This is a genomic window from Candidatus Pseudomonas phytovorans, from assembly GCA_029202525.1.
Classification (GTDB): Bacteria; Pseudomonadota; Gammaproteobacteria; order Pseudomonadales; family Pseudomonadaceae; genus Aquipseudomonas; species Aquipseudomonas phytovorans.
This window is the reverse complement of record CP119325.1, coordinates 1,877,753-1,891,391: the sequence shown is the minus strand read 5'-3', so window position 1 is coordinate 1,891,391 and position 13,639 is coordinate 1,877,753. Positions and strand designations below refer to the sequence as shown.

The following is a 13,639-nucleotide window of genomic DNA, read 5'->3' as shown; positions in this document are numbered from 1 at the left end:
ATGAATTGCGAACTGATCGTCGACGCCCGCAACGGCACCGGCGAAAGCCCCGTGTGGCACCCCAGCGAACAGGCCCTGTACTGGGTCGATATTCCCGCCCGCCAGTTGCACCGCTGGCAGGCGGCCGATGGTAGCCATCAGGTCTGGCAAGGCGACGAGATGCTGGCCTGCATCGCCCGCAGCGGCCAGGGCTGGGTTGCGGGTATGGAAAGCGGCATCTTCCAGCTACAGGCCAGGGCCGATGGCAGCCTTGATAGCCGCCTGCTCAGCAGCGTGCCGCACGCCCAAGGCGGCATGCGCTTCAACGATGGCCGCTGCGACCGCCAGGGCCGCTTCTGGGCCGGCACCATGCTGCTGGACATGCAGCAAGGTGCCCACGTGGGTGCGCTGTACCGGCATGATGGAGAAAGCCAGCTGCACCTGCAGCAAGACGGCATGATCGTGCCCAACGGCCTCGCCTTCAGCCCCGACGGCACACGCATGTACCTGTCCGACTCGCACCCCAACGTGCAAAAGGTCTGGGCTTTCGATTACGACATCGACAGCGGCACGCCGCACAACAAGCGGCTGTTTGTCGACATGCGCGCCTACCCTGGTCGCCCAGATGGCGCGGCAATCGACCAAGAGGGCTGCTACTGGATCTGCGGCAACGATGCCGGGCAGATCCACCGCTTCACCCCTGACGGCCGTCTCGACCGCTCGCTCAGCGTGCCGGTGAAAAAGCCGGCGATGTGCGCCTTCGGTGGCGCCAACCTCGACATTCTGTACGTCACCTCGATCCGCCCCGCGGGCACAGACCTTAGCGACCAGCCACTGGCTGGCGGGGTATTTGCCCTGAACCCTGGCACCAAGGGCCTGGAGGAACCTGCCTACCGGGGCTGACGCCCCTTGCCGTACCCACACTTGCACGCACGAAACCAGATAATAAAAACCACGGAGTTTCATCATGACGTTCAAACGCAAGCTGCTTCTTGCCGTATTCCCCTTCGCCTGCAGCCTGGCCATGCCCGCCTCGGCACTGGACATCAAGTTCGCCGAAATCCACCCGGCCGGCTACCCGACCGTGGTCGCCGAGCAGAACATGGGTAAAAAGCTGGAACAGGCCAGCAACGGCGACATCACTTTCAAAATGTTCGCTGGTGGCGTGCTGGGCTCGGAGAAGGAAGTGATCGAGCAGGCGCAGATCGGTGCCGTGCAGATGACCCGCGTCAGCCTGGGGATCGTCGGCCCGGTGGTGCCGGATGTGAACGTGTTCAACATGCCGTTCGTGTTCCGCGACCATGATCATATGCGCAAGATCATTGACGGCGACATCGGCCAGGAAATCCTCGACAAGATCACCAACTCCGATTTCAACCTGGTGGCGCTGGCCTGGATGGACGGCGGCTCGCGCAGCATCTACACCAAGAAGCCGGTACGCAGCCTGGAAGACCTCAAAGGCATGAAGATTCGCGTGCAAGGCAACCCGCTGTTCATCGAGATGATGAACGCCATGGGCGGCAACGGCATCGCCATGGACACCGGGGAAATCTTCAGTGCCCTGCAAACCGGCGTGATCGATGGTGCCGAGAACAACCCGCCCACCCTGCTTGAGCACAACCACTTCCAGAGCGCCAAGTACTACACCCTGACCGGCCACCTGATCCTGCCGGAGCCCGTGGTGATGTCCAAGACCACCTGGAACAAGCTCAGCCCCGAGCAGCAGGCACTGGTGAAGAAGGTCGCGCGTGAAGCGCAGATGGAAGAACGCGCGTTGTGGGACGCCAAGTCTGCCGCCAGCGAAGAGAAGCTGAAGGCGGCTGGAGTCGAGTTCATCACTGTCGACAAAAAACCGTTCTACGACGCCACCGCTTCGGTACGCGAAAAATACGGCGCGCAGTACGCCGACCTGATGAAGCGCATCGACGCCGTCCAGTAACGCCGGCCCCTTCCTGAACGACCTCGGCAGTGCGGCGCCCGCCGCCCTGCCGCTTTGGTGATGCCCATGAAAAACCTTTTTCTGCGTGCGAACGACACGCTGTATCGCGGCTGCATCTGGATCGCCGGCCTGTCGATCCTGACCATGTCGCTGATCATCCCTTGGGGCATCTTTGCCCGTTACGTGCTCGGTACCGGCTCCAGCTGGCCAGAGCCGGTGGCCATCCTGCTGATGGTGGTGTTCAGCTTTGTCGGTGCCGCCGCCAGCTACCGGGCCGGGGCGCACATGGCCGTGGCAATGGTCACCGACCGCCTGCCCCCACTGCAGCGCCGGCTGGTCGCGCTGCTGGTGCAGGTGCTGATGATTGTGGTGTGCGTGTTCATGACCTGGTACGGCACCAAGCTGTGCATCACCACCTGGAACCAGTTTCTGGCGTCGTTGCCGGGTGTGCGGGTGGGCATGACCTATGCGCCGATCCCGGTGGGTGGCGTGCTGACCCTGGTCTTTGTGCTGGAAAAACTCCTGCTGGGCGACCAGAGCCACCGCAAGGTGGTGCGTTTCGACCACGTAGAAGAAAGCGAAGGAGCGGCATAAATGGATGCGTTCATTCTGTTGGGCAGTTTCATCGCACTTATCCTGCTGGGCATGCCCGTGGCCTATGCCTTGGGCCTGTCAGCGTTGATCGGTGCCTGGTGGATCGACATTCCGCTGCAGGCGATGATGATCCAGGTGGCCAGTGGGGTTAACAAGTTCTCGCTGCTGGCCATTCCGTTCTTCGTACTGGCCGGTGCGATAATGGCCGAAGGCGGTATGTCACGGCGGCTGGTGGCCTTTGCCGGGGTGCTGGTGGGCTTCGTGCGTGGCGGCCTGTCGTTGGTCAACATCATGGCCTCGACCTTCTTCGGAGCGATCTCCGGTTCGTCTGTTGCCGACACCGCGTCGGTGGGCTCGGTGCTGATCCCGGAGATGGAGCGCAAAGGCTACCCGCGTGAGTTTTCCACTGCCGTGACCGTGAGCGGCTCGGTGCAGGCACTGCTGACCCCGCCCAGCCACAACTCGGTGCTGTACTCGCTGGCGGCAGGCGGCACGGTGTCGATTGCCTCGCTGTTCATGGCGGGTGTCATGCCCGGTTTGCTGCTGAGCGCGGTGATGATGGGCCTGTGCCTGATCTTCGCCCGGAAGCGCAACTACCCCAAGGGTGAAGTGATCCCGCTGCGCCAGGCGTTGAAAATTGCCGGTGAGGCGCTGTGGGGCCTGATGGCGATGGTCATCATCCTCGGCGGTATCCTGTCGGGCGTGTTCACCGCAACCGAGTCGGCAGCCGTGGCGGTGGTGTGGTCATTCTTCGTGACCATGTTCATCTACCGCGACTACAAGTGGCGCGACCTGCCCAAGCTGATGCACCGCACGGTACGGACCATCTCCATCGTGATGATCCTGATCGGCTTTGCCGCCAGCTTCGGCTACGTGATGACGCTGATGCAGATCCCGTCGAAGATCACCACGGCGTTCCTGACCCTGTCGGACAACCGCTACGTGATCCTGATGTGCATCAACTTCATGCTGTTGCTGCTGGGCACGGTGATGGACATGGCGCCGCTGATCCTGATTCTCACGCCGATTCTGCTGCCGGTGATCAACGGTATCGGCGTGGACCCGGTGCACTTCGGCATGATCATGCTGGTGAACCTGGGGATCGGGCTGATCACGCCGCCGGTGGGGGCTGTGCTGTTCGTGGGCTCGGCGATTGGCAAGGTGAGCATCGAATCGACGGTGAAGGCGCTGCTGCCGTTCTACCTGGCGTTGTTCATGGTGCTGATGGCGGTGACTTATATTCCGGCGATCTCGCTGTGGCTGCCTAGCGTAGTGTTGTAAAAAAAGCGGGGCCGCTTTGCGGCCCATCGCCGGCAAGCCAGCTCCCACAGGTATTGCGCAAGCTTTGAAAGCGGTGCGGTCCCTGTGGGAGCTGGCTTGCCGGCGATGGGCTGTGAAGCAGCCCCCTTGGCCCTCCCTGCAAACGGATCCTGCACATGGCTGTCCCCTCCTCTGCTCTCCCCCTGTTCCCACGCAAGCTGGCCATTGCCCTGCTGGCTCTGCTGGCCTGCTCATTCGCAGGCAACCACATCGCTGCCCGCATCGCCTTCGATGACGGCACCGGCGTGTTGCTGGCGATTCTCTGTCGTTCGGGCATCACCTTGCTGGTGCTGGCCTGCCTGCTGCTATGGCAACGCCAGGCGTTGGGCATGCCCGCTGGCACCCGACATTGGCAGCTGCTGCTTGGCCTGCTGATCGCTACCCAAAGCCTGTGCCTGTACTCGGCGGTGGCGCGCATTCCGGTGGCCTTGGCGCTGCTGGTGGGCAACACCTTCCCGATGCTGCTGGCGCTGCTGACTTGGGCGCTGGGTGGCGCACGCCCCACTGGCCGCACCGTGCTGTTTATGGGCCTGATCCTGTGCGGACTGGTACTGGCGCTGGATGTGCCGGCACGCCTGTCCGACAGCGGCGCGGCCAACCCCCACTGGGTGCCAGGGATCAGCCTGGCCTTCGGCGCCGCTTGCGCCTTCGCCTGTGCCTTGTGGATCACCGACCACAAACTGGCAGGCGTACGCGGGCCGGTGCGCAGCCTGCTGACCTTGCTGATCGTGTTCTCCAGCATGCTGGTTGCAGGCGCCAGCGGCGTGATGCCATCCGGTTTGTCACTGCCCGGAAGCAGCAATGGCTGGGTGGCCTTGGCCAGCCTGGTGGTGCTCTATGGCCTGGCCTTCACCTTGCTGTTTGTGTGCGTGCCACGGCTGAACATGGCGCAGAACGCACCGGTGATGAACGTCGAACCCATCGCCACCCTCCTGCTGGGCTGGGCCTTGCTCGGACAGCAGCTGAGCCCCCTGCAATTGCTTGGCGGCGGCGTAGTGGTGTGCGGCATCGTGCTGCTCACTTACCGCCGGGCCAGCTGAATTTTCAAAGGAGCCTTGAATGGCTGTGACCGAACTCCACCTGCAGGACCGCCTGACCCGCCTGAGCCTGGCGCCTGAACTGGGCGCCAGCCTGGTCAACTGGGAAGTGAAAGCGAGCGGGCAGCCGTTGCTGCGCCACTCTGACCCGGCCGCGCTGACCAGTGGTACCCCACGACGCCTGGCCTGTTACCCGCTGGCGCCATGGTCCAACCGCATTGCCCAAGGCGGCTTTGCCCGGCCGGAAGGCTGGCAGGCGCTGACGCCCAATACCGGGCACGATCCCTACCCGATTCATGGCAGCGCCTGGCAACAGGCCTGGCAGGTGGAACATCACAGTAAACGGCGTGCACGGCTGACGTTGAACAGCGAAGTGCCGTTTGCCTACCAGGCAACCCTTGATGTGCACTTGCATGAGGGGTGCCTGAACCTGGACCTGCATGTGACGCACCTTGATGAGTCGGCCAACTGGTACGGGTTGGGGCTGCATCCTTACTTTCCGCGCTACCCCGATACCAGGCTGTATGCAGCGGCCCGCAAGGTGTGGCTGGCCGAGGATGGGCGCTTGCCGTCGTATGAGGCCGAAGTGCCGGAGCAGTGGCGATTCGAGACGTTTGGCAACCTGCCGGAGACGGTGGTCGATCACGCGTTCAGTGGCTGGCCGGGTGAATGCGTGATTGAGCAGCCGGGTGCCGGGTATCGGTTGGCGTGCAGCGCCAACGGAGCTGAGCACTTCCTGCTGTTCTGCCCGCAGGGGCAAGACTTTTTCTGCTTTGAGCCGGTAAGTCACCCGATCAATGCGCATCACCTGCCCGGGCGACCGGGGCTGAGGCTGTTGCAGCGCGGGGAGACGATGAGCCTGAAGTTCAGGATGCAATATCAAGCACTGTAATCGTGTCGCCTGGAATTGGGGCTGCTTTGCAGCCCCTAAATCTCAAGCCCTACGCAAGTGCCTCAGCCGGTGTGGCCATCGGCTTTTCAGCCGAGCTACCACGCACCTCCCGCGCCACCCTCCACACCAGCACCGCCGCGACGATATCGAACGCCGCCAGCACCACGAACAGCGGGCTGTAACCAATCTGCGTGACCAGGATGCCGAACACCAAGGTAAACACCGCCGCCCCCAGGTACCCGCACATGCCCCCCATACCCGTTGCCGTTGCCACCTGGTCCTTGCTGAACGAGTCCGAGGTTATGGAGTACAGGGCCCCCGATAGCGTCTGGTGGGCAAACCCGCCAATGCACAGCAGCAGGATCGCCGTATAAGGGCTTTCAACCAGGCCGATGCAGGCCGGTCCGATCATGCAGCTGGCACCGAACACCAGCACCATCTTGCGCGAGGTGAACAGCGACACCCTGAAGTAGCGGTGGAACAACGGGCTCAAATAGCCGCCCAGTACACAGCCGATGTCGGCAGCCAGAAACGGCAGCCAGGCGAACATTGCGACTTCCTTGATGTTCATGTGCCGCTCGGTCATCAGGTACAACGGAATCCAGGCGTTGAAGGTTTGCCAGGCCGGTTCGGAGAGTATCCGCGCCGAAGCGATGGCGTAGAAGTTGCGGGTCTTGAAAATGCGTTTCCACGCGCCTTTCTCGCGGCTGTCCTGTTTGAAGTGCGCTTCCTGCCCGGCGAGGATGTAGTCGCGTTCTTCATCACTCAGGCGCTTCTGGTCGCGCGGGTGCTTGTACAACAGCATCCACAGCAGGGTCCAGACAATGCCCGAGACGCCAACGATCACGAATGCCAGCTGCCAACCACTGTGCAGAATGGCCCACACCACCAGCGGCGGCGCCAGCAAGGCGCCAAGCGACGAGCCGATGTTGAACCAGCCGATCGCCACCGAGCGCTCCTTGGCCGGGAACCACTCGGTGGTGGCCTTGACCCCGGCCGGCAATCCGGCAGCTTCGGTCATGCCCAGCAGCCCCCGCATGAAGGCCATGCTCTGCCAGCCGGTGGCCAGGGCCGCGCCGGCACAAGCCACCGACCAGGCCATGGCGAACACGGCAAAGCCAAGCTTGGTACCAATAAAGTCGATGAACCAGCCGGCAACCGGCTGCATGAGTGCGTAGCACACCTGCCAACTGGCAACGATCTTGGCGTATTGCTCGGTGCTGATGGAGAGGTCGGTCATCAAGGTGGGGGCGGCCACCGAGAGGGTGTTACGGGCGAGGTAGTTGACGACGAGCCCAGCCGTGACAAGGCTGACCATCCACCAACGGATGCCTTTCATCTTCATGGTTCACCTGAATTTCTTGTTTTTAGAATGGCGAGCAACTGACGCAAATGCCGGCAGGGCTATTTGCGACAAATTGTTTCAGGCGAAAGAGTGCCATGTCATAGGTCGTCGTACAACATTTATTATTTCTGGATGTTTTACCTTGCGTTGTACGATCTCAATCCAGCTGCTGCGCCCGTAGCGCCTGCGCCAGCATGTCGATGAAGGCCCTGACCTTGGCCGAGCCGTACTTGCTCTCGCGGTGCAACACATGAATCGGCCAGGGCGCTTCTTCATATTCGGCCAGGATCACCTGCAACTGCCCACTGGCCAGCTCATCTGCCACTTGGTACGACAACAGGCGGGCAATCCCCAGCCCGCCACAGGCGGCAGCGATCGCCCCGTCATTGCTGGTCACCGTCAGGCGCGGCTTCATGCGCACCAGGGTTGGCTCTTCGGTCACGCCAAAGCGCCATCCTGCACGAGGCGACAGGTTGGTAGTGCCGATCACCGCATGCCCGGCCAGGTCCGAAGGATGCTTCGGCACGCCATGGTGTGCCAGGTAGTCGGGGGAGGCACACAACATGCGTCTCACCCTGCCGACCCGCAACGCTTTCAAGCCGGAGTCGGGCAACGGGCCGATACGCACGGCCACATCCATGCCCTCCTCGACCATGTTCACCACGCGGTCCAGGAAGTAGGCGGAAACATCCACTTCCGGGTACTGCTTCAGGTAGCGGACGATACATGGCATGACGAACTTCTTGCCGAACAGGATCGGGGCGGTGACGGCCAGGTCACCTTTTGGGGTGGCGTTGATGCCAGCGGCCGCTTTGTTGGCCTCTTGAATGCTGGCGAGGATATGCCGGGTGTCTTCCAGGTAGCGGCCACCCGCTTCGGTCAGGCGCACGCTGCGGGTGGTGCGCAGCAGTAGCCTGACCCCAAGCTGGTCTTCCAGAGCGCTGACGGCGCGGGTGACAGCGGCCGGGGAGATGTCCAGACGGCGGGCCGCAGCGGCGAAGCTTTCCAGCTCGCCGACAGCGACGAACACCTTCATCAGGTGGATCTGGTCCATGCGGGCTCCTGGGGGTTATGAAGTGCCGGGATTATCTTTCATTTAATTGGTTTGTGTTGCCTGTCCCGGCCTCTTCGCGGGCACGCCCGCTCCCACAGGGGCCCCCGCAGGTCTTGAGGGCGGTGTAGTACAGGCAATTTCAGATATCCAGCACCAGCGCCTGTACCCCCTCCTCCACTTTCGCCGGCACCGCGCAACAAATTAGCACCGACCCCGCCTCCGGCAGCTCTGCCGGTGGGTTCGGGTAATGCACCTGGCCGCTCACCAGCCTGGTCTTGCAGGTACCGCACGACCCACCTCGGCAACTGAACTCCGGCGCCAGTCCACGCGCTTCGGCCAGTTCCAGCAGGGTGCCGCTACCCGGTACCCAACGCGCCTCCTTGGCCGAAGCCGCAAAATAGACCGGCACCGGCTCAGTGGCAGCGGGCGGTTGTTGCAAGGTGGGCAGGTCCCCGTCGGTGTGCCGCCGCAGCGTCGAGGGGCCAAAGGCTTCGGCATGAATCCGTGCATCTGGCACATGCACCTTGCGCAGGCCTTCGTACAGGTCCTGGGTAAAGCTGCCCGGGCCGCACAGGTAGAAATCGTAGTCGTCCAGTGCGAGCGTCGCCTTGACCTGCTCGATGCCCAACCGGCCGGCAAACTCATAATCGTGACCCGCTACAGCTTGGTCTTCTGGCTGACTCAGGGCGCGATGAACGCTCAGCAAACCGCCAGCCTGTTGCCGCAAACTCGCCAGTTCCTGCCCGAATGGCAGGTCGGCCAGGCTGCGAGCGCCATGGAACAAATGGATACGCCGTACCGGCCCTTTGCTCAGCTGTTCACGCAGCATGGCCAGCAACGGTGTGATACCCACGCCCGCACCAATCAACACGAGCGGGCGCGTACTCTGCTCATCCAGTGTGAAACTGCCCATGGGCGGCCGCACGTGAAGCACATCACCTGGCGCGATGTGCTCATGCAGGTGCCGTGAGGCGGGCCCCTGGGCTTTTACGCTGATACGCAGATAACCATCGGAGGGTGCACTGGACAAGCTGTAGGTACGGATCATTGCAGCCTGATCGCCGACCTGAACTTGCACCGGAATGTGCTGCCCCGGGGCAAAGACCACACTGCTGTCGCCGGGCGGCTCAAGGTAGAACGAGCTAATGTCGCGGCTCTCCTGCTCTACCCGCAGCACACGCCAGGCCTGCCATTGGCGCTGTCGCTGGCGTTGCTGCAGGCGTGCGTCGGCTTCTGCCCAGGTGCCGGTCATCAGGCTGGTCGGTGCGTACTCCTTGAAGGCCCAGCGCAGGGAAACCGCAGCAGGACGCCACACGACCTGCTCAACCTCCAGCGTCCACAGCCGCTCGGCACCTTCAAAGGCCTGGATGGCCGGGCTATCCAGCAGCACCTCGGCACGCCCGCACAGTTGCAGTACGTTGCCGTTACTGAAATCGATGAACAGCAAGCCTGCCTGCGGGTTCACCAACAGGTTGCCCAAGGTGTTGAAGTGCAGGTTGCCGGCATAGTCGGGAATGGTCAGCTGATTGCCCTGGACCTTGACGAACCCGGGCCGCCCTCCACGGTGCGAGACATCAACCGAACGCTGACCGTTATCGTGGTCGACATAGCTGGCGACGAAGAAGGTATCGGCGGCCTCGATCATGCTGATGGCCGTGGCATCCAGTGTTTGAGCATCGAAACGCCCAAGGCTAGGTTGATCGACGCGGGTATAGTCCCTCAGCTGGATGTATTGCGGGCAGTTGCCGAACGATTGCTCCACAACCACCTGCAACTGCCCTTGTGCTGCTTGCTGGAGCTGCCCGTTGATACGGTTACGCCGCCGGGTGTGCAACTCGATGCCCAACAGGCCAATCGCTTTCCCGGCTGTCAGCCCCGGGGTGGCGGGGTCGTCAGCAGCCAGCGTGGTGTCGATCACCAACTGCCGAGGATCAGGCGAGCCGACGAACCCTTCCGGGCCCTCCAGCAGCGTCGCCCAAGGCCGGCCCTGGACGTCCACACTGGCAGCGACCATGAACGGCAGCTGGTGATAGAAAATGCGGTGCTGCTCGGGCATGTGATCACGAATGACCTTTTGCCCGAACGCCTCCATGCGCTCTGCTACACCGACCTTTTCCTGCAGGGTTTTTTCGCCCGCATGCCAGGGCGAGGGGCGTTGGTCCGGAGTCTGTTGCATGGCGGCGATCCTCCCGATGGTGGGGTGTCAGGCGCTGGTCTGCAGCCCGATCACTGTGCGCGGCATGGGCACGAAGCCCGGCAGCGACTCGACCCGTGCCAGCCAGCTGCGCACGTTGGCGTAAGGCTCCAGCGACACGTTGCCTTCCGGGGCGTGGGCGATGTACGAGTAGTTGGCGACGTCGGCGATGGTAGGTGTGCTACCCGCCAGGAATGGCGTGTTGGCCAGCTCGGCGTCGATTACCTTGAGCAGGGAGTGGGCACGGCCAATCACTTCGTCGGTGTTGAACGCAGCGCCGAACACGGTCACCAGGCGCGCGGCAGCGGGGCCAAAGGCCAGCGGGCCGGCGGCCACCGACAACCAGCGTTGCACGCGGGCAGCGGCAGCAGGTTCTTCGGGCAACCAGCTGCCGTTGTCATATTTTTTGGCGAGGTAGACGAGGATGGCGTTGGAATCGGCAATCACCGTACCGTTGTCATCAATCACCGGCACCTGACCGAACGGGTTGATGGCCAGAAAGTCCGGCTGCTTGTGCGCGCCTTTGGCCAAATCGACGAACACCAGCTCGGTGGGCAGGTTCAGCAGCGAAAGCATCAGCTCGATGCGATGAGCGTGGCCAGACTTGGGGAAGTTATAGAGCTTGATCGGGTTCGACATGGGTTTGGCTCCTGGTCAGCACCGGGATGGGCTGGTGGAGCACATGCTGCACTGGATCGGCTGGCAGCAGAATCAGTGCGCAGGGGAAACCATAATTTCGCGGGGCGTAATAATACGGCTGTGCAGCGACCACACCCTGCGGTTATCACTGAACACGCGCAATGTGGTGGACAAGGACGACATCGAGACCATTTCCAGTGCGGGGAATTATGCGGGGGGGGCCGGCATCGCTGGTGGCGACGGTCAGCCTGGGGTTCTGAGCGGGGGGGGCCGGTGCTGCAGGCTTGCCAGCGAAGAACCTGCAGCATCCTGCACATGTCCGATCAGTGCAGCTTTTTGAAATACCGGAACAGCCCGCGCGCGGCATCGATTACCTGCGGTACACAAGCCTGAATGTCTTCATCGCTCATCTGATCCAACAGCTCGAAATTATCCTCAAGCCCGTGTAACGAAATGCTCTTGAGCAGTTGGTCCTTCTCGGGCGGCAACTCGCTCCAGCCGGCGATCTGGGTACCGCGCATGTAGCCGAAGCACCACTCTTCCATCACGATTACGGGGCCCTGCTCGCCTTCGCTCTCCTCAAACAGCGGCTCGAACTGTTCGACATCGTGGGCCAGCGTTTCTGCTACCTGGCTGGCATAGCGCAGCATCAGTGCCACATAGGCTTCTTCATGCTCTGGCTTCTTGAACTTCGGCACCTTGCCACCGGCCACGGCAGGCAACCAATGCTCCGGCGTGACGGTGGATGGCGAGCTGGCCAGTGCAGTGAAAAAGCCGTTGAGCTCGGCCAGGTTGAGCACCGAGTAGTCATTACCGTAGGTGATCAGCAGGTCTTCGAGACGGTCGAGTTCTTTCTGGCTGAGTGCAGGGAGCATGGGGTGAGAATCCTGGGAAGCAAAAGTGGGTGCACCGTAGCACAACGGGCCACCCTGGGTTGCGGCAACCCGGGATGGCGTTGGAGGAATGGAGCCAGCCTTGGGGCTGGCTCAGTACCTTGGGGCTTACACCGCCAGCGCGCGCTCACGCAGTTCGCTGTTGAGGATGCGGTCGTTCTCGCTGTAATCGACCGGGCAGTCGATCACGTGCACGCCCGGGGTCTTGATGCAGTGTTCCAGCAGCGGCAGCAGGCCTTCGGCGCTTTCAACGCGGTGACCATTGGCACCGTAGGCTTCGGCGTACTTGACGAAGTCCGGGTTGCCGTAGTCCAGGCCGAAATCGGTGAAGCCCATGTTGGCCTGCTTCCAGCGGATCATGCCGTAGCCGTCGTCACGCAGGATCACCACGGTGATGTGCATACCCAGACGCACTGCCGTTTCCAGCTCCTGGCTGTTCATCATGAAGCCGCCGTCACCGCATACCGAAATTACCGGGCGGTCCGGGTGTACCAAGTGCGCAGCCATGGCCGATGGCAGGCCGGCGCCCATGGTCGCCAAGGCGTTGTCCAGCAGCACGGTGTTCGGCTTGTGTGCCTTGTAGTTACGGGCAAACCAGATCTTGTAGATGCCGTTGTCCAGAGCGACGATGCCTTCGGACGGCAGTACCCGACGGATGTCGGCCACCAGGCGCTGCGGGTAGACCGGGAAGCGGTTGTCGTCGGCGCCTTCGGCAATTTGCGCTTCGTTGGCTTCACGGATGGCCAGCAGGCGGGTGAAGTCCCAGTGCGCGGTGTCGTTCAGGGCTTCGCTGATCTGCCACACGGCGTTGGCGATGTCGCCGATCACTTCGACCTGCGGGAAGTACACGGCATCGACTTCGGCGGAGCGGAAGCTGATGTGGATGACTTCGGTACCGCCACGGACCATGAAGAACGGCGGCTTCTCGATCACGTCGTGGCCGATGTTGATGATCAGGTCAGCGGCTTCGACGGCGCGGTGGACGAAGTCACCGGACGACAGTGCTGCGTTACCCAGGAAGCGTGGGTGGCGCTCGTCGACCACACCTTTACCCATCTGGGTGGTGATGAACGGGATGCCCGTCTTGTCGATCAGCTGCTTGAGGACCTTGGCGGTCATCTTGCGGTTGGCACCGGCACCGATCACCAGGATCGGGCTGCGCGCCTTCTGCAGTTTTTCCAGGGCGGCTTCGATGGCCACATGCTCGGCCAATGGGCGGCGGTGCAGGCTGCGTGGAATCGGCAGTGCGTCGGTCTGCTCGGCGGCGATGTCTTCCGGCAGCTCCAGGTGGACCGCACCCGGCTTTTCTTCTTCAGCCAGGCGGAAGGCTTCGCGCATTCGCGCCGGGATGTTGTCGGCCGAGGCAAACTGGTGGGTGTACTTGGTGATGGGGGCCATCATGCCGCACACGTCGATGATCTGGAAGCGGCCCTGCTTGGACTTCTTGATCGGCTTCTGGCCGGTGATCATCATCATCGGCATGCCGCCCAGGTAGGCGTAGGCGCTGGCGGTGACCAGGTTGGTGGCGCCAGGGCCGAGGGTCGACAGGCTCACGCCGGTCTTGCCGGTCAGGCGGCCGTAGGTGGCAGCCATGAAACCTGCAGACTGCTCGTGACGGGTCAGTACCAGCTTGATCTTCGACTTGCGCAGGGATTCGAGCAGGTCGAGGTTTTCTTCACCGGGAATGCCGAATACATACTCGACACCTTCGTTTTCCAGGCATTGCACAACGACATCGGCGGCCTTGGCCATC

Annotated in this window: 12 protein-coding genes; 6 read left to right on the top strand and 6 right to left on the bottom strand. The window is 62.5% G+C overall.

What is annotated here, in order from left to right; translation table 11 throughout:
* From P0Y58_08415 to P0Y58_08390, 6 genes are all read left to right on the top strand, one after another.
* Nucleotides 1-882, top strand: a complete 882-nt coding sequence (locus P0Y58_08415) for an SMP-30/gluconolactonase/LRE family protein (GenBank protein ID WEK32206.1) — start codon at nt 1-3, stop codon at nt 880-882.
* Nucleotides 883-946: 64 nt separating this feature from the next.
* On the top strand, nt 947-1,918 hold the full coding sequence (locus tag P0Y58_08410) for a TRAP transporter substrate-binding protein (GenBank protein WEK32205.1): 972 nt from the start codon (nt 947-949) through the stop codon (nt 1,916-1,918).
* A 66-nt stretch (nt 1,919-1,984) separates the two neighbouring features.
* Nucleotides 1,985-2,512: a TRAP transporter small permease gene (locus P0Y58_08405; protein WEK32204.1), complete on the top strand. Its 528-nt coding sequence runs from the start codon at nt 1,985-1,987 to the stop codon at nt 2,510-2,512.
* Nucleotides 2,513-3,793 (top strand): TRAP transporter large permease, encoded by a 1,281-nt coding sequence (locus tag P0Y58_08400; protein ID WEK32203.1) that lies wholly within the window; start codon nt 2,513-2,515, stop codon nt 3,791-3,793.
* Between the two features lie 155 nt (nt 3,794-3,948).
* A complete protein-coding gene (locus tag P0Y58_08395) occupies nt 3,949-4,872 on the top strand; it encodes an EamA family transporter (GenBank protein ID WEK32202.1) in 924 nt (307 codons plus the stop codon).
* Nucleotides 4,873-4,891: 19 nt separating this feature from the next.
* On the top strand, nt 4,892-5,761 hold the full coding sequence (locus tag P0Y58_08390) for an aldose 1-epimerase (GenBank protein WEK32201.1): 870 nt from the start codon (nt 4,892-4,894) through the stop codon (nt 5,759-5,761).
* Between the two features lie 49 nt (nt 5,762-5,810).
* On the opposite strand, the gene P0Y58_08385 is transcribed toward P0Y58_08390, so the two are convergent.
* The 6 genes from P0Y58_08385 to P0Y58_08360 form a co-directional block, all read right to left on the bottom strand.
* The gene (locus P0Y58_08385) at nt 5,811-7,106 is read right to left on the bottom strand and encodes an MFS transporter (GenBank protein ID WEK32200.1); all 1,296 of its coding nucleotides are present in this window, start codon (nt 7,104-7,106) and stop codon (nt 5,811-5,813) included.
* A 157-nt stretch (nt 7,107-7,263) separates the two neighbouring features.
* Nucleotides 7,264-8,160, bottom strand: coding sequence for a LysR family transcriptional regulator (locus P0Y58_08380; protein WEK32199.1), 897 nt, complete (start codon nt 8,158-8,160; stop codon nt 7,264-7,266).
* Nucleotides 8,161-8,299: 139 nt separating this feature from the next.
* Nucleotides 8,300-10,336, bottom strand: coding sequence for a pyridoxamine 5'-phosphate oxidase family protein (locus tag P0Y58_08375; protein WEK32198.1), 2,037 nt, complete (start codon nt 10,334-10,336; stop codon nt 8,300-8,302).
* 27 nt (nt 10,337-10,363) lie between these two features.
* Nucleotides 10,364-10,993: a glutathione S-transferase gene (locus tag P0Y58_08370; protein ID WEK32197.1), complete on the bottom strand. Its 630-nt coding sequence runs from the start codon at nt 10,991-10,993 to the stop codon at nt 10,364-10,366.
* A 323-nt stretch (nt 10,994-11,316) separates the two neighbouring features.
* Entirely contained in the window at nt 11,317-11,868 is a 552-nt protein-coding gene (locus tag P0Y58_08365; GenBank protein WEK32196.1) for a UPF0149 family protein, read from the bottom strand.
* A 126-nt stretch (nt 11,869-11,994) separates the two neighbouring features.
* Complete coding sequence (locus P0Y58_08360) at nt 11,995-13,638, bottom strand: acetolactate synthase large subunit (GenBank protein WEK33293.1); 1,644 nt, start codon at nt 13,636-13,638, stop codon at nt 11,995-11,997.
* Nucleotide 13,639: the final 1 nt, after the last annotated feature.

Coding starts and splice junctions, on each gene's coding strand:
- P0Y58_08380 (WEK32199.1), bottom strand. CDS start 8,160: ATGGACCAGATCCACCTGATGAAGGTGTTCGTCGCTGTCGGCGAGCTG.
- P0Y58_08360 (WEK33293.1), bottom strand. CDS start 13,638: ATGGCCAAGGCCGCCGATGTCGTTGTGCAATGCCTGGAAAACGAAGGT.
- P0Y58_08385 (WEK32200.1), bottom strand. CDS start 7,106: ATGAAGATGAAAGGCATCCGTTGGTGGATGGTCAGCCTTGTCACGGCT.
- P0Y58_08405 (WEK32204.1), top strand. CDS start 1,985: ATGAAAAACCTTTTTCTGCGTGCGAACGACACGCTGTATCGCGGCTGC.
- P0Y58_08400 (WEK32203.1), top strand. CDS start 2,513: ATGGATGCGTTCATTCTGTTGGGCAGTTTCATCGCACTTATCCTGCTG.
- P0Y58_08395 (WEK32202.1), top strand. CDS start 3,949: ATGGCTGTCCCCTCCTCTGCTCTCCCCCTGTTCCCACGCAAGCTGGCC.
- P0Y58_08415 (WEK32206.1), top strand. CDS start 1: ATGAATTGCGAACTGATCGTCGACGCCCGCAACGGCACCGGCGAAAGC.
- P0Y58_08365 (WEK32196.1), bottom strand. CDS start 11,868: ATGCTCCCTGCACTCAGCCAGAAAGAACTCGACCGTCTCGAAGACCTG.
- P0Y58_08410 (WEK32205.1), top strand. CDS start 947: ATGACGTTCAAACGCAAGCTGCTTCTTGCCGTATTCCCCTTCGCCTGC.
- P0Y58_08375 (WEK32198.1), bottom strand. CDS start 10,336: ATGCAACAGACTCCGGACCAACGCCCCTCGCCCTGGCATGCGGGCGAA.
- P0Y58_08370 (WEK32197.1), bottom strand. CDS start 10,993: ATGTCGAACCCGATCAAGCTCTATAACTTCCCCAAGTCTGGCCACGCT.
- P0Y58_08390 (WEK32201.1), top strand. CDS start 4,892: ATGGCTGTGACCGAACTCCACCTGCAGGACCGCCTGACCCGCCTGAGC.